The organism is Actinoplanes sp. NPDC049668 (assembly GCF_044465445.1).
Taxonomy (GTDB): Bacteria; Actinomycetota; Actinomycetes; order Mycobacteriales; family Micromonosporaceae; genus Actinoplanes.
On the sequence record NZ_JBITLR010000010.1, the window covers coordinates 1 to 22,328 of the forward strand.

At 71.9% G+C, this 22,328-nt stretch carries 23 protein-coding genes; 13 read left to right on the plus strand and 10 right to left on the minus strand.

What is annotated here, in order from left to right; translation table 11 throughout:
- The first annotated feature begins 123 nt into the window (after nt 1-123).
- Nucleotides 124-1,098 carry an NAD(P)H-quinone oxidoreductase gene (locus ACIBSW_RS35905; RefSeq protein WP_354729494.1) on the plus strand — a complete coding sequence of 325 codons (975 nt, stop codon included), beginning with the start codon at nt 124-126 and terminating at the stop codon, nt 1,096-1,098.
- Here the strand turns inward: ACIBSW_RS35905 and soxR are convergent.
- Nucleotides 1,087-1,533, minus strand: a complete 447-nt coding sequence (gene soxR, locus ACIBSW_RS35910; protein WP_354729496.1) for a redox-sensitive transcriptional activator SoxR — start codon at nt 1,531-1,533, stop codon at nt 1,087-1,089. The two genes, ACIBSW_RS35905 and soxR, sit on opposite strands and share 12 nt — an antisense overlap.
- A 48-nt stretch (nt 1,534-1,581) precedes the next feature.
- On the opposite strand from soxR, the gene ACIBSW_RS35915 reads away from it, so the two are divergent.
- Both ACIBSW_RS35915 and ACIBSW_RS35920 read left to right on the plus strand, forming a co-directional pair.
- On the plus strand, nt 1,582-2,262 hold the full coding sequence (locus tag ACIBSW_RS35915; RefSeq protein ID WP_354729498.1) for a transketolase: 681 nt from the start codon (nt 1,582-1,584) through the stop codon (nt 2,260-2,262).
- 5 nt (nt 2,263-2,267) lie between these two features.
- The gene (locus ACIBSW_RS35920) at nt 2,268-3,152 is read left to right on the plus strand and encodes a transketolase (protein WP_354729500.1); all 885 of its coding nucleotides are present in this window, start codon (nt 2,268-2,270) and stop codon (nt 3,150-3,152) included.
- On the opposite strand, the gene ACIBSW_RS35925 is transcribed toward ACIBSW_RS35920, so the two are convergent.
- Nucleotides 3,149-3,601, minus strand: coding sequence for a hypothetical protein (locus ACIBSW_RS35925; RefSeq protein WP_354729502.1), 453 nt, complete (start codon nt 3,599-3,601; stop codon nt 3,149-3,151). The genes ACIBSW_RS35920 and ACIBSW_RS35925 overlap by 4 nt on opposite strands.
- A gap of 58 nt (nt 3,602-3,659) precedes the next feature.
- Nucleotides 3,660-4,790: an acetyl-CoA C-acyltransferase gene (locus ACIBSW_RS35930; RefSeq protein ID WP_354729504.1), complete on the minus strand. Its 1,131-nt coding sequence runs from the start codon at nt 4,788-4,790 to the stop codon at nt 3,660-3,662.
- Nucleotides 4,791-4,825: 35 nt separating this feature from the next.
- On the opposite strand from ACIBSW_RS35930, the gene ACIBSW_RS35935 reads away from it, so the two are divergent.
- The gene (locus ACIBSW_RS35935; protein ID WP_354729506.1) at nt 4,826-5,248 is read left to right on the plus strand and encodes a PH domain-containing protein; all 423 of its coding nucleotides are present in this window, start codon (nt 4,826-4,828) and stop codon (nt 5,246-5,248) included.
- 10 nt (nt 5,249-5,258) lie between these two features.
- On the opposite strand, the gene ACIBSW_RS35940 is transcribed toward ACIBSW_RS35935, so the two are convergent.
- Both ACIBSW_RS35940 and ACIBSW_RS35945 read right to left on the minus strand, forming a co-directional pair.
- Entirely contained in the window at nt 5,259-6,173 is a 915-nt protein-coding gene (locus tag ACIBSW_RS35940; protein ID WP_354729508.1) for a rhomboid family intramembrane serine protease, read from the minus strand.
- 32 nt (nt 6,174-6,205) lie between these two features.
- A complete protein-coding gene (locus tag ACIBSW_RS35945) occupies nt 6,206-6,730 on the minus strand; it encodes a peptidylprolyl isomerase (protein WP_354729510.1) in 525 nt (174 codons plus the stop codon).
- 162 nt (nt 6,731-6,892) lie between these two features.
- Between ACIBSW_RS35945 and ACIBSW_RS35950 the strand changes: the two genes are divergently transcribed.
- Nucleotides 6,893-7,549: a hypothetical protein gene (locus tag ACIBSW_RS35950; RefSeq protein WP_354729512.1), complete on the plus strand. Its 657-nt coding sequence runs from the start codon at nt 6,893-6,895 to the stop codon at nt 7,547-7,549.
- A 47-nt stretch (nt 7,550-7,596) separates the two neighbouring features.
- Here ACIBSW_RS35950 and eccB read toward each other — a convergent pair whose 3' ends face one another.
- From eccB to ACIBSW_RS35965, 3 genes are all read right to left on the minus strand, one after another.
- Nucleotides 7,597-9,039, minus strand: coding sequence for a type VII secretion protein EccB (gene eccB, locus ACIBSW_RS35955; RefSeq protein WP_354729514.1), 1,443 nt, complete (start codon nt 9,037-9,039; stop codon nt 7,597-7,599).
- A gap of 46 nt (nt 9,040-9,085) precedes the next feature.
- Nucleotides 9,086-10,225, minus strand: a complete 1,140-nt coding sequence (locus ACIBSW_RS35960) for a magnesium and cobalt transport protein CorA (protein ID WP_354729516.1) — start codon at nt 10,223-10,225, stop codon at nt 9,086-9,088.
- Between the two features lie 303 nt (nt 10,226-10,528).
- Nucleotides 10,529-11,623 (minus strand): PLP-dependent aminotransferase family protein, encoded by a 1,095-nt coding sequence (locus tag ACIBSW_RS35965; RefSeq protein WP_354729518.1) that lies wholly within the window; start codon nt 11,621-11,623, stop codon nt 10,529-10,531.
- 39 nt (nt 11,624-11,662) lie between these two features.
- Here ACIBSW_RS35965 and ACIBSW_RS35970 point away from each other — a divergent pair, with 39 nt between their 5' ends.
- From ACIBSW_RS35970 to ACIBSW_RS35985, 4 genes are read left to right on the plus strand one after another with little or no spacing between them, the layout of a single operon-like run.
- The gene (locus ACIBSW_RS35970; protein ID WP_354729520.1) at nt 11,663-12,112 is read left to right on the plus strand and encodes an NUDIX domain-containing protein; all 450 of its coding nucleotides are present in this window, start codon (nt 11,663-11,665) and stop codon (nt 12,110-12,112) included.
- 51 nt (nt 12,113-12,163) lie between these two features.
- Nucleotides 12,164-12,895 (plus strand): phosphocholine cytidylyltransferase family protein, encoded by a 732-nt coding sequence (locus ACIBSW_RS35975; RefSeq protein WP_354729522.1) that lies wholly within the window; start codon nt 12,164-12,166, stop codon nt 12,893-12,895.
- A complete protein-coding gene (locus ACIBSW_RS35980; protein ID WP_354729523.1) occupies nt 12,883-13,944 on the plus strand; it encodes an iron-containing alcohol dehydrogenase family protein in 1,062 nt (353 codons plus the stop codon). Before ACIBSW_RS35975 ends, ACIBSW_RS35980 begins: the two co-directional genes overlap by 13 nt.
- Nucleotides 13,925-14,653, plus strand: a complete 729-nt coding sequence (locus ACIBSW_RS35985; RefSeq protein ID WP_354729525.1) for a CDP-alcohol phosphatidyltransferase family protein — start codon at nt 13,925-13,927, stop codon at nt 14,651-14,653. The genes ACIBSW_RS35980 and ACIBSW_RS35985 overlap by 20 nt, the downstream gene beginning before the upstream one ends.
- 166 nt (nt 14,654-14,819) lie before the next feature.
- Here the strand turns inward: ACIBSW_RS35985 and ACIBSW_RS35990 are convergent, their stop codons facing one another.
- Nucleotides 14,820-16,340, minus strand: a complete 1,521-nt coding sequence (locus ACIBSW_RS35990) for an arylsulfotransferase family protein (protein WP_404799565.1) — start codon at nt 16,338-16,340, stop codon at nt 14,820-14,822.
- A gap of 31 nt (nt 16,341-16,371) precedes the next feature.
- Entirely contained in the window at nt 16,372-17,562 is a 1,191-nt protein-coding gene (locus tag ACIBSW_RS35995) for a glycosyltransferase family 4 protein (protein ID WP_354722369.1), read from the minus strand.
- 25 nt (nt 17,563-17,587) lie between these two features.
- On the opposite strand from ACIBSW_RS35995, the gene ACIBSW_RS36000 reads away from it, so the two are divergent.
- The 4 genes from ACIBSW_RS36000 to ACIBSW_RS36015 all read left to right on the plus strand — a co-directional run bounded on the left by ACIBSW_RS36000 (nt 17,588) and on the right by ACIBSW_RS36015 (nt 22,199).
- Nucleotides 17,588-18,448, plus strand: a complete 861-nt coding sequence (locus ACIBSW_RS36000; RefSeq protein WP_354722368.1) for a DNA-formamidopyrimidine glycosylase family protein — start codon at nt 17,588-17,590, stop codon at nt 18,446-18,448.
- 251 nt (nt 18,449-18,699) lie between these two features.
- Nucleotides 18,700-20,199: a sugar transferase gene (locus ACIBSW_RS36005; protein WP_354722375.1), complete on the plus strand. Its 1,500-nt coding sequence runs from the start codon at nt 18,700-18,702 to the stop codon at nt 20,197-20,199.
- Between the two features lie 48 nt (nt 20,200-20,247).
- Entirely contained in the window at nt 20,248-21,459 is a 1,212-nt protein-coding gene (locus ACIBSW_RS36010) for a histidine kinase (protein WP_354722367.1), read from the plus strand.
- Nucleotides 21,456-22,199 (plus strand): LytTR family DNA-binding domain-containing protein, encoded by a 744-nt coding sequence (locus tag ACIBSW_RS36015; RefSeq protein ID WP_354722366.1) that lies wholly within the window; start codon nt 21,456-21,458, stop codon nt 22,197-22,199. Before ACIBSW_RS36010 ends, ACIBSW_RS36015 begins: the two co-directional genes overlap by 4 nt.
- The last annotated feature ends 129 nt before the right edge of the window (nt 22,200-22,328 follow it).

Genomic DNA, 22,328 nt, shown 5'->3' on the forward strand with positions numbered 1-22,328 from the left:
CTCGCCGCCAACCCGATCTTCAACGTCAAGATCGCCTGAACCACCCGCACTACCCCACGAGCCGCCCGGCACCCGCCGGGCGGCTCGACCGCTTTTGTCGTACGCATCGGGCAAGCTGTCCCTATGCACGCGATCACCATCGAGCAGCCAGGCGGACCCGAGGCCCTGGTCTGGGCCGAGGTCCCCGATCCGACGCCCGCCGAGGGCGAGGTGGTCGTCGAGGTGACTGCCGCGGCGGTCAACCGCGCCGACGTGCTGCAGCGCCAGGGCCACTACCCGCCGCCGCCGGGTACCCCGCCCTACCTGGGTCTGGAGTGTTCCGGCGTGATCACCGCGATCGGACCGGGCGTGACCGGCCGCAACGTGGGCGAGCGGGTCTGCGCGCTGCTCGCCGGCGGCGGCTACGCCGAGCAGGTGGCGGTGCCCGAGGGTCAGCTGCTGCCCGTGCCGCAGGGCATGTCCCTGCAGGAGGCGGCCGCCCTGCCCGAGGTCGCCTGCACAGTCTGGTCGAACGTGGTCGACATCGCCCGCCTCCGCAAGGGCGACACCCTGCTGGTGCACGGCGGCGGCGGTGGCATCGGCACGTTCGCCGTGCAGCTGGGCAAGGCGCTCGGCGCCACGGTGATCGTCACCGCCCGCGAGCCGAAGCACGCCCGGCTGCTGGCCCTCGGCGCCGACCTGGCGATCGACTACACGTCCTCCGACTTCGTCGAGGCGACCCTCGACTTCACGCAGGGGCGCGGTGCGGACGTCATCCTCGACATCGTCGGCGCGAAGTACCTGGATCGGAACGTGGCGGCCCTGGCGCCCGACGGCCGCATCGCGATCATCGGGCTGCAGGGTGGCCGGCGCGGCGAGCTCGACCTGCGGGCGCTGATGGGCAAGCGCGGCTCGGTCTCGGCGACGACGCTGCGCGCCCGGAGCGTCGCCGACAAGGCCAGGATCGTCGCGGGGGTGCGGGAGCGGGTCTGGCCGCTGGTCGACGCGGGGGCGATCCGCCCGATCATCGACCGCTCGGTGCCGATGCGCGACGCCGCGGCCGCGCACCGGCTGATGGAGAGCAGCGACCACGTCGGCAAGATTCTCCTACTGCCGTAGGGGCGGGTTGAGGATGAGCTGCGGGCCCTCGCCGAGCCGGGCCAGGCGGTCCTCGGGGTTGATCAGCCGGCAGCGTTGCAGGCTCAGGCAGCCGCAGCCGATGCAGCCGGTGAGCTGGTCGCGGAGCCGCTCCAGCATCGTGATGCGTTCGTCGAGGGTGTGCCGCCACCGGGCCGACAGGCGCGCCCAGTCCGCCTTCGTCGGCGTGCGGTTCTCCGGCAGCGCCGCGAGCGCCTCGCGGATCTCGTCCAGCGAGACCCCGACCTGCTGGGCGATCCGGATGAACGCGACCCGCCGCAGCTCGTGCCGCTCGTAGCGGCGCTGGTTGCCACCGGTGCGGGTGGCCCGGATCAGTCCTTCGCGTTCGTAATAGCGCAGTGCCGACTGCGCCACCCCGCTGCGCGCGGCCATGTCGCCGATAGTGAGAAGCTCCACCCCGTGCACCCTTGAGTTGAAGTTAACTTTAACTAGCAGGCTGAGAATATGACTGCCACGGCCGTTAGACCAAACCTCCTCGACACCCTGCTGACCCGGCTGACCGGCGACGAGAAGCACGCGCCGAGCGCGTTCTCGACGCTCGACGTGCTGTGGGTGCTCTACGACCGCGTCCTGCGCGTCTCGCCCGAGACGGCGGACGAGCCGGACCGGGACCGCTTCCTGCTCTCCAAGGGGCACGGGCCCGCCGCCTACTACGCCGTGCTCGCCGCGAAGGGCTTCATCCCCGTCGACTGGCTCGACGATCTCGGCGGGGCGCGGAGCCGCCTCGGCCACCACCCCGACCGGGTGCTGATCCCGGGGGTGGAGATCGGCACCGGGTCGCTGGGCCACGGGCTCGGCCTCGCCGCCGGTACCGCGCTGGGGCTGCGCGCGCAGGGCTTCGACGCCCGCACGTTCGTCCTGCTGGGCGACGCCGAGCTGGACGAGGGCTCCAACCACGAGGCCATCGCGTACGCGGCGGCGGCCCGACTGGACCGGCTCACCGCCATCGTCGTCGACAACCAGTCCTCGACGCACGGGTGGCCGGGCGGCATCGCCCGCCGCTTCCCCGGGTGGTCGACCTCCAACGTCGACGGGCGTGATCACGACGCCATCGAGGATGCCCTGCTACAGCGCGACGGTGACCGTCCGCACGTCGTCGTCGCCGTCGTCGAACCGAAAGGCTGAGGATCATGCGAGAGACCTTTGTCCGGACCACGACCGCGCTGCTCGACGAGGACCCGCGCACCGCGGTGGTGCTCGCCGACATCTCCGCCGACGCGTTCGCGGCCGCACGCCACAGACACCCGGACCGGGTGCTCAACGTCGGGATCCGCGAGCAGCTGATGACCGGTGTCGCCGGTGGGCTCGCGCTGACCGGGCTGCGGCCGTACGTGCACTCCTACGCGCCGTTCCTGATCGACCGGGCCTACGAGCAGATCAAGCTCGACCTCGGCCACCAGGACACGGGCGCCGTGCTGGTCAGCATCGGCGCCTCGTACGACGCGTCCGCCGAGGGCTACACGCACCAGTCGCCCGGCGATGTCGCGCTGCTCGACACCCTCGAGGGGTGGACCGTGCACGTGCCGGGTCACCCGGACGAGGTGCCGCCGCTGCTGCGCGCGGCGGCCGGCAACGACGACCGGATCTACGTGCGGCTCTCCTCGCAGCAGAACTCCCGCGCGTACGAGCGGACGGGCCGGCTGCAGGTCCTGCGGCGCGGCTGGGCCGGTGCGCCGGTGGTGCTCGCGGTCGGGCCGATGCTCGACCCGGTGCTGGCCGCGACCCGGGACCTCGACGTCACCGTCGCGTACACGCTGACGCCTCGGCCGCTGGACGGCGCCGGGCTGCGCGAGCTGGTGAGCAGCGAGGTCGTCGTCGTGGAGCCGTACCTGGCCGGCACGTCGAGCCGGCTGGTGGCGGCGGCGCTGTCCGACGTACCCCATCGGGAGCTGCATCTCGGGGTGGGCCGCGCGGAGCAGCGGCGCTATGGCACCCCCGCGGACCATGCGCGCTGGCACGGCCTCGACCCGGCGGGCCTGCGTACCTCGATCGGGAAGTTCCTGGACCGGGCCTAGGCCGCGGCGGGGAGCCGGCCGGCCGGGCGACGCTCGCGGAAGACGTGCTTGAGCAGGGCGTCGAAGTGCCACACCTGCTCCGGCTGGACCAGGCGCATCCGGAACCGCTCGCGGACGCCGTCCACCGCGGTCGCCGCGACGTCCACGGCGGACATGCGCAGGTCCGGGCGCCAGGTGACGTTGCTCAGGTGACGCAGGTTCGCGTTCAGGTGCAGCCGGAGCCGGTGCAGCACGCGGGTCTCCTGGGTGACGACCAGCCGACGGTAGGTCAGCAGCAGCAGGAACTCCCCGGCCAGCGGCCGGTCCGGGCACACGCACCGGGTCACCAGCACAGTGGAATCGTCCGGTTCCACGCAGCGGCGGAAGATGGGCAGGTGCCGGCTCACGGTGGGAATCGTGACCCCGGCTTCGGCGGCGGCGGGGAGGAACGTACGGGAGAACACGTCCATGTGGCGTTTAACGCGGCGCCAACGGGGAAGCTGCGGCCACGGCACGATGAATATCGAATTACAGAAGCTCGACCACCGTGGCGTTCGCCATTCCGCCGCCCTCGCACATGGTCTGCAATCCGTACCGGACGCCGGTGTGTCGCATGTGGTGCAGCATCGTCGTCATGATCCGCGCGCCGGACGCGCCGAGCGGGTGACCGAGGGCGATCGCGCCGCCGGACGGGTTGAGGCGGGACTCGTCGGCTCCGGTCTCGGCGAGCCAGGCCAGCGGCACGGGCGCGAACGCCTCGTTCACCTCGTACACCCCGATGTCGTCGAGGGTCAGGCCCGAGCGGTCCAGCGCCTTGCCGGTCGCCGCGATCGGCGCGGTCAGCATGATCACCGGATCGTCGGCCGCGACCACCGCCGTGTGCACCCGGGCGAGCGGCACCAGGCCGTGCGCGGCCGCCCAGCGGGACGTGGTCACCGCCAGCGCGGCGGCGCCGTCGGAGATCTGCGAGGCGGAGCCGGCGGTGACTACGCCGTCGGCCTTGAACGGCGTCTTCAGCGCGCCGAGCTTCTCGATCGTGGTGTCGCGCCGGATCCCCTCGTCGCGGGTGACCGCGCCGACCGGCTCGATCTCGACGTCGAAGGCGCCGGCGTCCTGCGCCTTCGCGGCCGCGGCGTGGCTGGCCAGGGCGTACTCGTCGAGCCGGCGCCGGGAGAAGCCCCAGCGCTCGGCCATCATCTCGGCGCCGACGCCCTGGTTGAAGACGGCGGTGCCGTAGCGCTCGGCGATCGCCGATCCGTACGGGTCGGCGCCGGCCGCGCTCGATCCCATCGGCACCCGGCTCATCGACTCGACCCCGCCGGCCACCACCAGGTCGGCCTGCCCGGAGAGCACGGTCGCCGCGGCGAAGTGCAGCGCCTGCTGGCTCGACCCGCACTGGCGGTCCATGGTCGTGGCCGGCACCGACTCGGGCCAGCCGGCCGCGAGCACGGCGCTGCGGCCGATGTTCCAGGACTGCTCGCCGACCTGGGAGACGCATCCCCACATGACGTCCTCGACGTCCGCCGGGTCGAAGCCCGCCCGCGCGGCGAGGGCCCGCAGCACGATCGCCGACAGGTCGGCCGGGTGCACCTCCGCCAGCCCGCCGTTACGCCGCCCGACGGGGGTCCGGACCGCCCCAACGATCACCGCGTCTCGCATACCGCCGACGTTACGCGGGCTGCGATAGTTGTCGCATGTCGCCTCTTCAGTGGCGGGTGAAGCCCGTTCTGCCGATCACCAAGCTGCTGGGCGCGCTGGCGGTGGTGGTGCTGGTCGCGGCGTTCGGCCGCGACGACCCGGTGCAGTGGGCCATCGCCGGGGTCTCGGCCGCGGCGCTGGCCGGCTGGGCGGCCCGGGACCTGATCGCGCCGGTCCGGCTGAGCGCGGACACCAGCGGGATCACCCTGGTCACCGGCTTCCGCCGACGCCGGCACCTGGCCTGGCCCCAGATCGAACGGGTACGGGTGGACCGCCGCGAGCGCCTCGGCCTGCGCAGCAACCTGCTGGAGATCGACGCGGGCGAGAGCCTGCACATGTTCAGCACCAACGACCTGGGCGCGGAGCCGGAGGAGGTCGCCGAGGCGCTCAACGCCCTGCGCGCGAACGCACCGTTCTGACGCCGGAGGATCAGCTCAGCAACACGCCGGTTCGGTAGATCGTCAACGCGACCAGGACCACGAAGATCCCGGCGCAGCCGGCGCCCTGCACCAGGTTGCGCCGCTCCCGGGGCGCGTACGCCATCACCGCCGCCACCGCGCCGCCGACCGCCAGGCCGCCGAGGTGGCCGGCGACCGAGATGTTGGACGCGACGAACGTGAAGATCACGTTGATGACGATCACCGGCAGGATCGGTGCGATGCTCAGGTTCAGGCGCTTGAGCAGCACGAAGATGGCCGACATCAGGCCGAAGACCGCGGTGGAGGCGCCGGCCGTCATGGCGTTCGGCGCCGAGAAGAGGTACGCCGCCACGTTGCCGCCCAGGCCGGCGAGCAGGTAGAGGCCGACGAAGCGCAGCGGGCCGAGCGCCCGCTCGATGTCGCGCCCGAGGAACCAGAGGGCGTACATGTTCATCAGCAGGTGCAGCACGCCATAGTGGAGGAACATCGCCGTGAACAGGCGGTACCACTCGCCGTGCGCGATGCCGTGCACCGCCAGGTCGCCGACGGGCCCGTAGACGGCCTCGCCGAGCACGGCGCCCCACTCGGTGAGCGGGGTGCTGCCGCCGAGCAGGCCGCCCCAGCCGCCGCCGGCGACGGCGCTCGAGCCGCCGGAGATGATCGAGAAGACCATCATCACGACGTTGATGCCGATGAGGACCCGGGTGGCCGTCCCGGCGCGGCCGGCCGCGCTCCCCCCGAAGGCGGTGCGCGCCGGCCGCTGGGTGCGCCTGCCTTCGGCGACGCACTCCGGGCACTGGTGGCCGACCGAGGCCTCGTTCATGCAATCCGGGCAGATCGGGCGTTCGCAGCGCGTGCAGCGCACGTAGGTCTCTTTTGACGGATGGCGGTAGCAGACCGGCGCCGTCACCGGAGACTCACTCATGCCTCAAACGTACCCGGAAGAGGGCTTGTTCCCTACGCCCGTTCGATCTCCACGCGCTCGACGACGACGTCCTCGCGGGGCCGGTCGCCGGGGCCGGTCGGGGTGGTCGCGATCGAGTCGACGACCTTGGCGGACTGCTCGTCGGCCACCTGGCCGAAGATCGTGTGCCGCCGGTTCAGGTGCGGGGTGGGCCCGACGGTGATGAAGAACTGCGAACCGTTCGTGCCCGGGCCCGCGTTCGCCATGGCGAGCACGTAGGGGCGGTCGAACTGCAGCTCGGGGTGGAACTCGTCGGCGAACTGGTAGCCCGGGCCGCCGCGACCGGTGCCGGTCGGGTCGCCCAGCTGGATCATGAAGCCGGCGATGACCCGGTGCGAGATCGTCCCGTCGTAGTACGGGCCGTTGCCCTTCTGGCCGGTCCGCGGGTCGACGTAGTCCTTGGTGCCCTCCGCGAGCTCCACGAAGTTGCGGACGGTCGCCGGTGCGTGGTCCGGAAAGAGCTGGAGCCGGATCGGGCCGTGGTTGGTGTGCAGGGTGGCGTAAAGAGCGTCGGCCACGGGTACTCCCCCTCAGTGTCGCGGTCGCCGGTCCGCTACGTCGGGGCCGGCGCTGGACAGTTCTTTGCAGTTCGGATCCTCCCCCATGTGTCAGATCCGGCTACGCGGGGGTACCCAAGAGGGCAACATGGCGTGGGAGAGAACCACAGGAGGAGGGCACTGGTGTTCGCAACGATGCGACGGAAGTACCGCAGCGCTCGGATGAAGCGGGAGCTCGGTCAGAGCGTGGACCACTTCAAGCGCGCGGCAACCATCGCCGCGCACGAGACCAGCTCGACCGTGGGCCCCAAGATCACTGCGGCTCGGGAGCGCGTTCAGCCGACGGCCGTGAAGGCGAAGGACGCCGCGACGCAGAGCTGGGACAGCGCCATCGCGACGCTGACTCCCCTGGTCGTCACCGCGGCGGAGAACGCTCGGCAGGTGACCTGGCCGGCGGTCGAGGCCGGCCTGAACACCACGAAGGCCGGCCGGAAGAAGGCGAAGCAGCTCAAGCGGCGCGCCCGCGGGCGCAGGCGCTCGGGCCTGCGGCTCGCCGGCCTGTTGCTGGCCGGCGCCGCCGTCGGCGCTGCGGGCGCGTACGTGGTCCGCATGCGCCGCCGCGAGCAGTGGGACGAGTACGACCCCGCCGGCCCGCTGCCGACCCCGGTCGCCGGCGCCGACGACGCCGCGTTCGAGCCGGAGCTGTCGGGGCCGACGGGCCTGGTCACGCCGACCGACGAGACCGACTCGCTGGTGGTCGACGAGGGGATCGACCAGACCTCGTCGACGCAGCACAGCCCGACGGTGGCCCGGATGGCGAGCGGCAAGAACAAGAGCTGACCCGCAGGGGGTGGGCACGGTGCAGGGCGGACCCGCGGGTCCGCCCTTCACTCGTCCGTGGCGTCCGACTGCCGGGCGCGTACCGGATCGAGGGCCGGGCCCTGCGGCAGCAGCGCGACCAGCTGGCCCGGGATGGGGTCGGGCTTGACGCCGCCGTAGCCCAGCCGGGGCAGCACCTCGCGGCTCGCCACCGGGTAGCGCCGGCCGGTGTCCGTCACGATGCTGACCGTTCCGCTGCCCGCCGGCGCGGTCGGCGACGCGGCGGCGACGACCAGCGCGCCCTTGCCGCGGGGCACGTGCACCAGATCGGCCTGTACGCCGCCGGGCACGTCCGGTGCCCCGCCGACCGGGCTGCCCGCAGCGACCGTCGGGCCGATCCGGATGCCGACCTCGGGGTTCTCCGGGTCCTTGCCGTCGTGGGTCAGGCAGACCTGGCCGGGGCCGTTCAGCAGCACCGGGACGGCCGGCGGGAAGCCGGCGTCCGCCGCGGCCGCGACCAGCTGGGTCTGTGAGCGCGGCAGTCTGCTGTAGGTGTTGAGGTCGAGCTCGCTCCGGTCGTCGGCGTCCTGGTCGACCCGCATCAGCCGGGCCTGCACGTCGGTGAGGTCGGCGACGCCGTCGCCGAGCACGACGGCCCATTTGTCGCCGGAGTCGCCGCCGATCCGCAGGAGCCGGCCGATCTCGAAGTCGTCGATCGCCGAAGACTCCTCGCCGAGGTCCTCGATCTCGGGCGGCTTCAGGTCCGGCCCGACCGGCACCGCGTTGATCCACGCCGTCGCCACCGGCAGCGGCTGCTGGGTCCATTCGAAGAGGACCTGGGTCTGCTGCACCCGGCCGGCCGGGATGAGGAAGCGCCGGTTGTTGTAGATCAGGTAGGTGCGCTCGGCCGGGTCGGAGACCAGCAGGCCACGCAGGTCGGCGGCGGGAGTGTCGGCCCGGGGCACGGGCAGCACCGTCCCGTCGGTGAGCCGGTCACCGATCGACAACAGGCTCCGCGGCGCCGTCGCGCCCTCCGCCGGCAGCGAGCACACGGTCCACACCGGGTCGAGCAGGCCGCCCTTGGCCGCCGGCAGCGAGTCGGGCGCGTCCGGGATGCCGAGCGGGTCGCCGAGCGGCACCTTGGCCAGGCTCTCCGACGAGGCCTCCTTCAGCTTCGGCTCGTCGGTGTTGGCGATCAGCAGCCCGGAGCTGTAGTTGAGCACCGGGTGCATGCGGTCGTCGGACTTCAGGTAGACGTAGCGGGCGCCCGAGCCCTTCTCCAGGAACACCACGGCCTCGTCGCGCGGCTCCACGGTGGCGCGGCCCTTGAGCACGCCGTACACCGCCGCGCCGCCGACCGCGAGCGCGGCGACGACCAGGCCGATCAGGGCCGCGCTGCCGGCCCGGCGCAGGGGCGAGCGGTGCGGATCGGGGTCGTGGGTGACCAGCGCGGCCACCACCCGCTGCTGCGAGTACTGGTAGGAGTGCAACTGATCCTGGCGCGACGGCACGTAATCTCCCTCCCCAGGGGCGACACCGTCACTCTAAGGCCCCCGCTCAGAGCCAGCCGTTGCGGCGGAAGGCGCGGTACAACAGGACCGAGACGCCCAGCAGCACGGTGATCAGGCTCGGGTAGCCGTACTGCCAGTGTGTCTCTGGCATGAACTCGAAGTTCATGCCGTACACGCCGGCGAAGGCGGTCCACACCGTCGCGATACCGGCCCAGGCGGCGATCTTGCGCATGTCGTTGTTCTGGTCGACGGTCACCTGCGCCAGCCGCGCCTGCAGGATCGAGTTCAGCAGGTCGTCGTACGAGGAGACCTGCTCGACCGTCCGGGTGAGGTGGTCCTGCACGTCGCGGAAGTAGCGGCGGATCTCCTTGGGCACCAGCCGGCTCTGCGGCGCGGTGATGGTGGCCAGCGGCCGCTGCAGCGGCACCACGGCCCGGCGGAACTCCACCAGCTCGCGCTTCATCTGGTAGATCTGCTGCACCGGGCTGCCCTTGTCGCGCGAGAACGCGCCCTCCTCGATGATGTCCAGGTCGGCCTCCACCTGGTCGGCCACCTCGATGTAGGCGTCCACGACCCGGTCCGTCACGGCGTAGGCGACGGCCCAGGGTCCGTGCTCGAGCAGCACGCCGCGCGACTCCAGGTCCGCGCGCACCGGCGCGAGCCTCGACGCGTCGCCGTGCCGGACCGTGATCACGAACCGCTCGCCGACGAAGATCATCATCTGCCCGGTCTCGACGACCTGCGACGTCTCGGTCAGCTCGCTGTGCGGCACGTAGCGCGCGGTGCGCAGCACCAGGAAGTGCACCGTGCCGAACTGCTCGAGCTTGGGCCGCTGCTCCGCCTTGACCGCGTCCTCGACGGCGAGCTCGTGCAGGTCGTAGGTGCGCGCGATGGCCGACATCTCGGCCTCGGTCGGCTCGTGCAGGCCGAGCCAGACGAACGCGTTCTCCCGGCTGCACGCCTCGCGCAGCGCCTCGTCGGGCGAGAATTCGCCGGGCGCGCGCTTGCCGTCGACGTAGACGCCGCAGTCCACCACCGAGGTCCCGGTGAACGCCTGGCCGGGCTCGACGATGCCGTCCGTGGTGCCGAAGTAGCGGTTCATCGCGCGCACGGGTGCGGTCCACGCCCGCGACAGGGACCGGTTCACGCCCGTCGTCCGGGTACGGTCCGCGCTGCTCTCGGTCATGTCTGCCCCCCAAGGGTGGATGCCGCCGGCCCCTGCAAGCAGGCCCGCACGAGGCTACGCCCAAGGCGGTGCCCCGCTCCGGCGCGCCGCATCACCGCGGGCCGGTGGCGCCGGGCGGACCGGCCGCATTTCGGGGGGTGAGGGTGCGATCGGCCCGCCCGGCGCCGAGGGGCGGAGTGGTTGTCCACGCGCCGAACCGCATGGTCATGCAACCCGGCGCAGCAGCATTGTGCGCCGAACGCCGGCACCGGGGGCACCCCGGAACCGGCGTCGGCGGATTCGGTGTCGGAATCCCGACAAACGTCAGGCGGTGATCTCGGCGATGGCCGCGGCGATCCGGCGGACACCCTCGTCGATCTGGTCGACCGTCACGGCCGAGAACGCCAGCCGGACCGAGGACTTGCCGCCGTCCAGCAGGAAGTCGCTGCCCTTGACGATGGCGACGCCCTTCTTCATGGCCGCCGGGAAGAGCTTGTCGACGTCGACCGCCTCCGGCAGGTCGACCCAGAGGAAGTAGCCGCCGTCGGGCTCGGTGAACGTCGCGCCCGGGATGTGCTCGCGCAGCGCCGCGGCGAGCACGCGGGCGCGCTCGGCCAGAGCGGTACTCACGGTCTGCACCGAGCGCTCGATGTCGCCCGAGACGCAGAACTGGTGCACGATCGCCTCGGAGACCATGCCGGGCGAGATGTAGAGGTTGGTGGCCTTCTTCGCGATCGCGTCGATCAGCGCGGCCGGGCCGACCAGGTAGCCGACGCGGACGCCCGGGCACACCGTCTTGGTGAAGCTGGAGGCGTGCACGACCACGTTGTCCGTGTCCATCGACAGCATCGACGGGAGCGCGTCGCCCCGGAAGCGGATGTCGACGTACGGGTCGTCCTCGAAGATCATGAAGCCGTACTGGACCGCCAGGGCCAGCAGCGCCCGCCGCCGCTCCAGCGAGAGCGTGACGCCAGCCGGGTTCTGGTAGTTCGGAATGATGTGCGCGAGCTTCGGGCGCAGGCCCGCCTCGAGCAGCCCGCGCAGCTCGTCGACGTCGATGCCGTCCGGGTCGATCGTGACCTGGTGCACCTTGCCGCCCAGGTTCTGCAGGTTGAGCAGGGTCCGGTCGTAGGTCGGCTTCTCGACGATCACGTCGTCGCCGGCCTGCACCAGGTGGTTGAAGAGGAACGCGTCGGCCTGCAGGGAGCCGTTCGTCACGATGACCTGGTCGGCGGAGACCCCGTGCTTTTCGGCGATCCACTTCCGCAGCGGGACATAGCCGACGGACGTGCCGTAGGCGGTCATCCCGGCCGGATCGGCGTCGAAGGCGCGCGCGGCGGCGGCCTTGAGGCCCGCCACGTCGACGATGTCCAGGGACGGAGCCCCTCTTGCGAACGAGATCAGCTGCTCAGCGGTCATGGCCTCAAGCTTACGAGCAGGCTCTATATCATTTTTCGCGTGGTACCTGAACCGCTGCGCGTCGCCGGAGCTCTCGTCGTGGACGACGACGGCCGAATATTCTTCCAACGCCGTTCGCCGCAACGGAAGCTTTTCCCGAACGCCTGGGACATAGTCGGCGGCCACCTCGAACCGGGCGAGACGCTCGGCGACGCGCTGCGGCGGGAGATCGTCGAGGAGACCGGCTGGCGGCTCTCGGTGGTGCTGGGGCAGGTCGGCGAATACACCTACACCGGAGAAGACGGCCTCGACCGGCACGAAACCGACTTTCTCGTACGGGTGGACGGCGACCTGGCGCGCCCCCGGCTGGAGGCCGGCAAGCACACGGAGTATCGCTGGCTCGGACCGGACGAGTTGGCGGTGCTGGACGAGAGCGCCGAGATCAACGACGGGATGATCCGGCGGATCGCCGAGGACGGCTTCATGGTCCTGCACACTCTCGGTATGTGAAACCACCGCTATCCTCGTCGGGCAGCCCCCCACTTCGGAAGGAACCATCCCATGATCGGTCTCGTACTCGCCGCCGGCGCCGGACGCAGACTGCGCCCGTACACCGACACGCTGCCGAAGGCGCTGGTCCCCGTCGACGGGGAGACGACCATCATGGATATCTCGCTGCGTAACCTCGCGGCCGCGGGGCTCACCGACGTGACTATCGTCGTCGGCTACTGCGCCGGCGCCGTCGAGGAGCGCAAGGACGCCTTCGAGCAGAAGTACGGCGTGAAGATCACCCTCGTGCACAACGACAAGGCCGAGGAGTGGAACAACGCGTACTCGCTGTGGCTGGCGCGCGACCGGTTCGCGGAGGGCGCGCTGCTGGTCAACGGCGACACCGTGCACCCGGTGAGCGTCGAGCAGACCCTCCTCGGCAGCCGCGGCCCGGGCATCCTGCTCGCCGTCGACAACGTGAAGAAGCTCGCCGACGAGGAGATGAAGACGGTCTTCTCCGCCGACGGCCGGCTCACGAAGATCACGAAGCTGATGGACCCGGCCGAGGCCTTCGGCGAGTACATCGGCGCGACCGTGATCGAGGCCTCGGCCGCCGCGGACCTCGCCGACGCCCTCAAGACCACCTGGGAGCGCGACCCGAACCTCTACTACGAGGACGGCTACCAGGAGTACGCCAACCGCGGCGGCGAGATCCGCGCGGCGACCATCGGTGACATCCCGTGGGTCGAGGTGGACAACCACGACGACCTCGCCAAGGCGCGGGACATCGCATGCCATTACTAGCCCGTAGCGTCCAGACCCCGCTGCACATCGACGTGCGGCGGGGCGCGGTCGCCGACCTCGGCCGGATCCTCGCCGACGGCCGGATCTCCGCCGGCGGCGACGTCGCCGTGGTGGTCGGCCCCGGCCAGGGCGAACGGATCGCGGAGATGATCCGCCCGTCGCTCGGCTCGGCCGACGTCTACACGACGACCGGCGGCACCCTCGACGCCGCGCTCGAACTGGCGGCGAAGCTGCGCTCCCGCTCGTACGACGCGGTGGTCGGCATCGGCGGCGGCAAGACCGTCGACGCGGCCAAGTACGCCGCCAACCGCTGGGGCATGCCGATGGTGTCGGTGGCGACCAGCCTCGCCAACGATGGCGTCGCCTCGCCGGTCGCCAGCCTGATCAACGACGGCGTCAAGGGCTCATACGGGGTGCACATCCCGTATGCGGTCATCGTCGACCTGGACTTCGTGGAGAACGGCCCGGAACGGGTCAACCGGGCCGGCATCGGCGACGTGATCAGCAACATCAGCGCGCTGGCCGACTGGGAGCTGGGCCGCGAGGTCCGGGGCGAGCCCGTCGACGGCCTGGCCGCGTCCCTGTCGCGGGTGGGCGCCGAGGCGATCCTGAACATGCCCGGCGACATGCAGGACGACGCGTTCGTCACGGTCCTCGCCGAGACGCTGATCTCCAGTGGCCTGGCCATGGCGGTCTGCGGCAGCAGCCGGCCGTGCAGCGGGGGCTGCCACGAGATCATCCACGCGACGGACACGCTCTACCCCGGCACGGCCTCGCACGGCGAGCTGGCCGGCCTGGGCGCGCTGTTCTGCACCTTCCTGCGCGGCGACGAGCGCCGCTTCGCCCAGATGTCGGACTGCCTGTCCCGGCACAACCTGCCGCGCACGCCGGACGACGTCGGCCTGACCGCCGGTCAGTTCGTGGAGGTCGTCGAGTTCGCGCCGAAGACCCGGCCGGACCGGTACACCATCCTGGAGCACCTCGCGATGAACCAGGATGAGATTCGTCGTAAATTGGACGATTATGTCGATGCCGTCGCTAAGCGCTGACAACGTGGAAAATCCGCCGACCGCCGCCGACTACTACCGGGTCAACCGGGGCGGCGGCCTGTTCAGCGAGGCCCTGAGCCAGCGGCTGGGCGCGCGGATCTCGGTCTTCGCGTACCGGCACCGGCTCGCGCCGACCGTGCTCACGGTGGCGAACCTCGGGCTCAGCTGCCTGGTCTCGTTCGTGGTGGTCGCGGCCGCCGGGCCGGTGGCGGAACGCCAGGTGCCGGCCTGGCCGATCGGCCTGCTCGCGCTGGTCGGCTGGCAGCTCGCGTACGCGCTGGACTGCTCGGACGGCCAGCTGGCCCGGGTGACCGGCCAGACCAGCGCCGCGGGCGGGCGGGTCGACGTGCTGTGCGATGTCGCCGGGCAGATCGCGCTGGTCGCGGCCCTGTCCGCGGTGGCGGCGGCGCAGGTGCCGGAGACGCCGGCCTGGCTGCTGGCGGCCTTCGCCGGCACCTGGATGGTCAACCTGGTGACCTCGGTGATGCAGTCGGGCGACCAGGCGGCCAGCATGGTCACCAGCCGGTCGCTGCCGGTCCGCGTGGTCAAGCTGGTCCGCGACTACGGCGCGGTGATCGCGGTGGCCGGCGTCCTGCTGACCGTCGCGCCACAGTGGGCGGTCTGGCTGATCGGCGCCTTCACCCTGATCAACGGCGCCTTCCTGGCCGCCAGCATCGCGTTTTCCGGCCGGGCGGCCCTGCGGGGCTGACCGGCCCAGCGGCTGACCGGCCCAGCGGCTGGACCAGCCCGGCGGCTGGACCAGCCAGGCGGCTGGACCAGCCAGGCGGCTGACGGTCCAGCGCTGACCGGCCCGGCGGCTGACCGGCCCGGCGGCTGACCGGCTTGGCGGCCGGCTGGCCCGGCCGGCTGGCCCGTCAGACCCGGACCGGTATCGCCGAGGACCGGCCCAGCAGCGTGCCGGTGCCGTCGAGGGCCTCGGCCACGACGTACTCCGGCGTGCCGGGCAGGGTCAGCGTCGTCTCGAAGCCCGTGCGCGGCCCCTCGACCGACTGGGTGAGCGCGCCCGGCTGCCGACCGCCGCGGGCCCGCCACTTCGCGACCCTCGTCGCGCCGTTCCAGCTGGCGCTGACGATCACGTTGCCGCCCTCGACGGCCAGGCCCAGCGTCGGCTGGTCCAGCGGCTCGCCCGGCCACTCGGCCCGGTAGGCCCGGTACGACTGGTTGTCCAGCGGCAGGCGCCCGTCGAGCCGGACGGTCCCGTCCGGCGCGTACTCGGTGAAGTACGGCAGCTGGCCCCACCCGATGAACGACCCGCCGTCGGCTAGCTCGCGGAAGTTGCCCTGCGTCGGCGCGGACAGCTTCAGCGGGTGCGCGAACTCGGCGGAGAACGTGACCGAGCGGGCGGCCTCGTCGACGGTGAAGACCAGGCCGCGCGACTCCGTCCGCTGCGTGGTCACCCCCGCGCCGTTGTCGAAGACGCTGTACGAGCCGTCGCGCCGCCGCCGGAAGTCGTGCTGCCAGCTGAACCGGGACTTCTCGTCAACGGTGAAATCCGACTTCTTACCGCCGATCCGCCACCGGACGTCGCCCGTGCGCCTGTCGATCTTGTACGCCGTCCAGGTGTGCCGCGCCGAAACCAGCAGGTCACCGTCGGCGTCCAGGCCGACCGAGTTCGGGTGGAAGTAGTCGTACGGCAGGTGCGCCGATTCGCCGCCCGGCAGCGGCGCGTACGACTCGTCCACGCGGACGTGGTCACGCGCCCGCCACTCGAACAGGCGCCGGCCGGTCCTGATGTCGATCTCCTGGAGCACCCCGTCGTGCAGCACCCCGTCGGCCGGGCCACCGAGCGCCGTCAGGTCGTACGGGATCGGGTCGTAGACCCAGAAGAGTGCGCTGCCCTGCGGGGTGATCACGAAGTCGTGCTGGTCGGCCTGCTCCGAACCGGCCGCCCGGACCCGGGTGACCTCCCGGTAGCTGGTGTCGACGATGACGAACTCGCCCTGCCCGACGCCCCGGCCGCCGGTGCCGCCGATGGTGCCCTCCCACCAGGTCAGCACGGGCCTGTTCCGGTAACGCTGCACCTTGAGGTCGATGGCGACCGTCGCCGGGTCGGGCACCTTGCGGAACCAGACCGGCGAGCCGGTCTCGTCGACGATCAGCGGACCCCAAAGCCCGATGCCGGACGCCGGGGTCAGGAAGATGTAGCCCGGGGCGGTGGCGTCGGCCGGCGTCGTGATCGTGACGTCCGGCAGGGCACGCAGGTCGGGCCGGGAGCGGTACTTCGGCGGGGCGGCCCGCTCGGCCGGGGCGCCCGTCGCGCCGGGGCCGCCGGTGTCGGCCATCGCGTAACCGGCGCCGGCGCCGGCCGCGGCGAACACCGCGGCGCCGCCGGCGCCCAGCAGGACATTTCGGCGCGAGAACTTTGCTTCGGTCACGCGATACGGGTTTCCCCGCATCGATCATGATCTACCTGGGTGACGGGTGCGAATTCTCGGTCAGCGAGGTGTAGATCTCGATGAGCCGACGGGTCACCACGTCGGGGTGGAACGCCTTTAGGTAGCGCTTGCGGGCGGCCGGCGCGACGGCGGCGGCGCCGGCCCGGGCGACCGGCAGCGCGGCCGCGAGCGCGGCCGCGTCCGGCTGGACCGCCCAGCCCGCGGCCTGAGCCGGTTCGCCAATGCCCAGCAGGTAGCCGATGCCGCCCACGTCGGTGCCGAGCACCGGCCGGCCCGCGGCCATCGCCTCCAGGATCACGGTGGGCAGCACGTCGTTCCAGGTCGGCACGGCCACGATCACCGACGACCGGGTACGGGCGTCCGTCATGCCGTCCCGGTCGAGCGCGCCCAGGTAGGTGACGTCGGACCGCTCGGCCGCGGCCCGCTCGGCCAGCGGCCGGAGCTCGCCGTCGCCCGCGATGCGCAGCTGCCCGAGCGAGCCGTCCGGGTGCCGGCGCCACGCGTCCAGCAGCAGCCCCAGGCCCTTCTCCGGGGAGAGCCGGGCCGCGTAGAGGAAGCCGTCGCCCAGCGGCGCCGGCTCGCCCGGGTCCGGCAGCCCGTTCGGCTTGATCACGATGTGCTCGTCCGGGATGCCGTAATCCTTGAGGTGTGCGGCGATCCGCCCGGTGAGTGCGATGTAGCGGTCGACGGATTTCCACGTCGAACGGTGCACGGCGAGCGTGGCCGCCATCAGCGCGCTCTGCGCGGCCGAGCCGCGGTAGCACCGGTGCGCGACGGCCGGCCAGCCGAACGCCTTGCCGCGGCAGTCGACGCAGTTGTGGCCGTCGCGGAAGTACAGCCCCGACGAGCACACCTGGCGGTAGTTGTGGACCGTCTGCACGACCGGCACGCCGTGCGCGTGCGCGGTGCGCACCACCCAGGGCGAGAGCAACGGGTACGGGTTGTGCAGATGGAGCAGGTCCGGCCGCTCCCGCCGGATCAGCTCGTCGAGGTCCTGCTGCGCCTGCCGGCCGTAGATCGGCGAGATGGGCAGCAGTGCCTTCTGCACCAGCGGCAGGTCGCCGATCGAGTCCGAGGCGCGCTGGAACGGCAGCACCTCGATCCCGGCCGCGGTGAGCTGCGCGATCTCCGTGTCGACGATGACGTTCTCGCCGGACGGGATCGCCTCGCGGTACCTGTTGTGCGCTACGACGACCTTCACGAGGCGAAACGCTACCGTTGGGGGCGTGCCCGAGCTTCCCGAGGTCGAGGCGCTGGCCGCATACCTGCGGGAGCGCGCGGTCGGCCACACCGTCGAGCGCTTCGAGGTGTCCTCGTTCAGCGCGCTGAAGACCTACGATCCGCCGCCGAGCGCGGTCGCCGGCCTGGCCGTCACCGGCGCCGGCCGGCACGGCAAGTTCCTCGACCTGCACCTCGGCGCGGACCTGCACCTCGTGGTGCACCTCGCCCGGGCCGGCTGGCTGCACTACCGGGACTCGTTCCGGTCGCCGGCGCCGCTCAAGCCCGGCAGCGGGCCCATCGCGGTGCGGGTACGCCTCGACGACGGCTCCGGCTTCGACCTGACCGAGGCCGGCACGCAGAAGTCGCTGGCCGCGTACCTGGTGCGGGACCCGGCCGAGGTGCCCGGCGTCGCCCGGCTCGGCCCCGACGCGCTGGCGGTGGACCGGGACCTGTTCGCCGAGCGGCTGCGCGGCCGCAACGGCCAGGTCAAGGGCGTGCTCACCGACCAGGAGGTGCTCGCCGGCATCGGCAACGCGTACTCCGACGAGATCCTGCACGCGGCGAAGATGTCGCCTTTCGCGCTCACCGCCAAGCTCACCGCCGAGCAGATCACCACCCTCTACGAGGCGATGCGGCAGGTGGAGACCGACGCCGTCGCGCGTTCGGTCGGCCAGCGGGCGGCCGAGCTCAAGGGCGAGAAGCGGGCCGGCATGCGGGTGCACGCCCGGACCGGGCTGCCGTGCCCGGTCTGCGGCGACACGGTCCGCGAGGTGTCCTTCGCCGACAAGAGCCTGCAGTACTGCCCGACGTGCCAGACGGGCGGCAAACCGCTCGCCGATCGGAGGCTGTCCAAGTTGATCCGATAGTCACTCTCCGTGCTTGATCGGCTCCCGGAGGAAAGCGGCTGTACATCCACTTCTTCTCCGCCGTTCCATCGGTATAGTGGCCCGGTCCCACGCTTCGTCCGCGGCGCGCGAGGATCGGCACCCCCGGCCGGAGCCCCCAAGGCCGTGGCAGTGCGTAATGTTCTCGGTGTGGGCGGTACGTGATGCGGGAGGACGTAGGCGAGGTGACCACGAGCCTCCAACGCCCGGAAACCAGCAAGAGCCGGAGCGGCATGCCGTACGACAGCTTCGAGTGGCAGCAGGAACCGCCGCCGAGTAACGGGGTACCCAGGTCCGCCTGGACCCGTTCGCATCGCCGGGTGTCCCGCTGGCACCGGCCGTACACGTTGATCCTGGTCCTGCTCGACCTGGTGTCCGCGATCCTCGCCAGCGCGCTCGCGGTGACGTTCATCCAGAAGGCCAGCTCCGGCTTCCAGGGCCGGGGAGTAGGCCTGTTCTACTTCGTCGCCCTCGTCGGCCTGCCGCTCGGCTGGCTCTTCATTCTCTGGGCGAACGGCAGCTACGACCGGCGCTACCTCGGGCTGGGCAGCGAGGAGTTCAAGCGGGTCGTTCGCGCCTTCGTCACGGTCGTGGCCTGCGTCTCGCTGCTGGCCTTCGCCACCAAGACCCAGCTCTCCCGGGTGACGATCGCCTATGTCTCGGTCGCGGCGCTGATCTTCATCCTGTTCTGCCGCTACTCGGCCCGCCAGGTGCTGCACGTGGCCCGCAAGCGCACCGGCCACGGCGCGCACCGGATGGTCCTGATGGGCACGCTGCCGGAGGCCCTCGAGGTCTACACGGCGGTCACCCGCAGCCCGGCGGCCGGCCTGATCCCGGTCGCGATCCACCTCACCGACGGCTACTCCGCGGCCCGGGGCATCGAGACACCCGTGCCCGTGTACGCGAGCCGCGACGTGCTCGCCCTGGTCCGCGAGGTCGGCGCCGACACCATCGCGGTGTGCGGCTCGGCGAGCGCGGAGCCGGGCGAGCTGCGCCGCCTCGCCTGGGCGCTCGAGGGCACCGGCGTCGACCTGGTGGTCGCGCCGCAGCTGACCGACATCGCCGGCCCGCGGGTGCACATTCGCCCGATCGAGGGACTTCCACTGCTGCACGTCGAGGAGCCGACCCTGTCGGGCCCCGGCTGGCTGGCGAAGAATCTGCTCGACCGGGTGGCCGCCTTCTTCGGCCTGCTCGTCCTCAGCCCGATACTCGGAGTAATCGCCCTCGGCATCCGGCTGGCCAGTCCCGGGCCGGTCTTCTTCCGCCAGCCGCGCGTCGGCCACGAGGGCCGCACGTTCCGGGTCTGGAAGTTCCGGACCATGGACGTGGACGCCGAGGAGCGCAAGGCCACGCTGGAGGAGCTCAACGAGGCCGACGGCATGCTCTTCAAGCTCAAGGAAGACCCGCGGATCTTCAAGTTCGGCAGCAAGCTGCGGGCCACCTCGCTGGACGAGCTGCCCCAGCTGATCAACGTGCTGAAGGGCGAGATGTCGCTGGTCGGTCCCCGGCCGCTGCCCGCGGACGACGGCGACTACCTGGGCGACGTCCGCCGCCGCCTGCTGGTACGCCCCGGCATCACCGGCCTCTGGCAGGTCTCCGGGCGCTCCGACCTGTCCTGGGACGAGGCGGTCCGGCTGGACCTCTACTACGTCGACAACTGGTCGCTGACCTATGACCTGAGCATCCTCTGGCGCACGATCTGGGTGGTCCTGCGGCGCAAGGGCGCCTACTAGGCATCGAGCCCGCTGGCGTTTCTCGATCGTTGCGGTCAGGATGCGTGCGTGGCTGGTCGGATCGGTAACGCGCTCGCGGTGCTGGCCGTGCTCGCCGCGCTGGCCGGAGCGGTGATCGCGGTGCTGCGGCTGCGGGCCCGGCGCGGGATCGCCACCGCCGGCCAGCGGGCCACCTACGACGTCCTGCACACCGCGTCGCTGGCCGCCGAGCCGCTGCGTACCGGCCTGACCCCGGCCTCGGCCGCCAAGGCGGCCCGGCACCTGCGCCGGCTGATCGGCGCGCCCGGGCTCACCATCGTCGACGCCGACCGCTGCCTGGCCTTCGACGGGCACGGCGGCCATCACAGCGCCCAGTTCGCCACGGCGGCCGCGCGCACCCTGCGAACGAACCGCTCGGTCGTCCTCGGCGCCGGCGATCTGCCCTGCGACCGGATGGACTGCGAGGTACGCGGCGCGGTGGTCGCCCCGCTCACCGGCGCCGACGGGACGGCCCTCGCGGCGCTGGTCGCCGTCGCGGACGATCAGCCGGCGCCCGGGCTGGTACAGGCGACCATGGAGACCGCCCGGTGGGCCGGGTCCCAGCTGGCCCTCGCCGAGCTGGAGTCGTCCCGCGAGCGGCTGGCCCGGGCCGAGGTGCGCGCCCTGCGGGCCCAGATCAGCCCGCACTTCATCTACAACGCGCTCACCGCGATCGCCTCGTTCGTGCGTACCGATCCGGAGCGGGCCCGGGAGCTGATCCTGGAGTTCGCCGAGTTCACCCGCTACTCGTTCCGGGCGCACGGCGAGTTCACCACGCTCGCCGAGGAGCTGCGCTCGATCGACCGCTACCTGACCATCGAGCGTGCCCGGTTCGGCGACCGCCTGCAGGTGCGCCTGCAGATCGCGCCCGAGGTCCTCCCGGTCGGCCTGCCGTTCCTCTGCCTGCAGCCGCTGGTGGAGAACGCCGTCCGGCACGGGCTATCGCGCAAGCCGGGCGTCGGTATGGTGAGCATCGAGGCGCGGGACTCCGGCGCCGAGTGTCACATCACGGTCGAGGACGACGGGGTCGGCATGGATCCGGCGGTGCTCTACGCGGGCGTCGCCGAGGCGGCCGGCGGCCACGACGACGACGCCGGGCAGCACGTCGGCCTCTCCAATGTGGATGAGCGGCTCCGGTCGGTGTTCGGCGACCGTTTCGGGCTGGTGGTGGAGACCGCGCCGGGCGCGGGGACGAAGGTGAGCATGCGGGTACCGAAATTCCACCCCGGGGTCAGGGCATGAGTCTTGTGGTGCTGGCCGTCGATGACGAGCCGCCGGCGCTGGACGAGCTCGCCTACCTGCTCAACGCCGACTCCCGGGTCGCCTTCGTACACCGGGCCGGCGACGCGACCGAGGCGCTGCGCGTCCTGCGCGACACCGAGGTCGACGCGGTCTTCCTGGACATCCGGATGCCCGGCCTGGACGGCATGGAGCTGGCCCGCATCCTGCACCGCTTCGCCCGGCCGCCGGCGATCGTCTTCGTGACCGCGTACGACGACGGGGCGGTGGACGCGTTCGACCTGGGCGTCACCGACTACGTCCGCAAGCCGGTCCGGGCCGAACGCCTCGGCGAGTCCCTGCGCCGCGTCGCCGGCCTGCGGGCCGCGCCCGCGCCGGTACCGGCGAAGCGCGAGGAGGAGCCGAGCATCCCGGTCGAGCTGGCCGGCACGACCCGGATGCTCCCGCGCTCCTCGGTGCGCTGGGTCGAGGCGCAGGGCGACTACGCCCGGCTGCACACCTCGGACGCGTCGCACCTGGTCCGGGTCTCGCTGGCTACGCTGGCGGAGCGCTGGGCGGACGCGGGCTTCGTCCGCATCCACCGCTCCTACCTGGTGCAGCTGCGGCTGGTCGCGGAGCTGCGCCTCACCCAGTCCGGCTACGTGGTGGCGATCGACGGCGCGGAGCTGCCGGTGAGCCGGCGGCACACCCGCGAGCTGAAGGACAAGCTGATCCGGGCGGCCAAGCACGACTGGACCCGCTGAGCGGGCTGCATCCACAACGTTATCCACACCCCCACAGGGTTATCCCCAGAGTTATCCACAGGCCGATCATCTTCACAGGTTGTCCACAAACTCACCCCCGCACCCCCACGAGCAATCAATAGGCTGCTC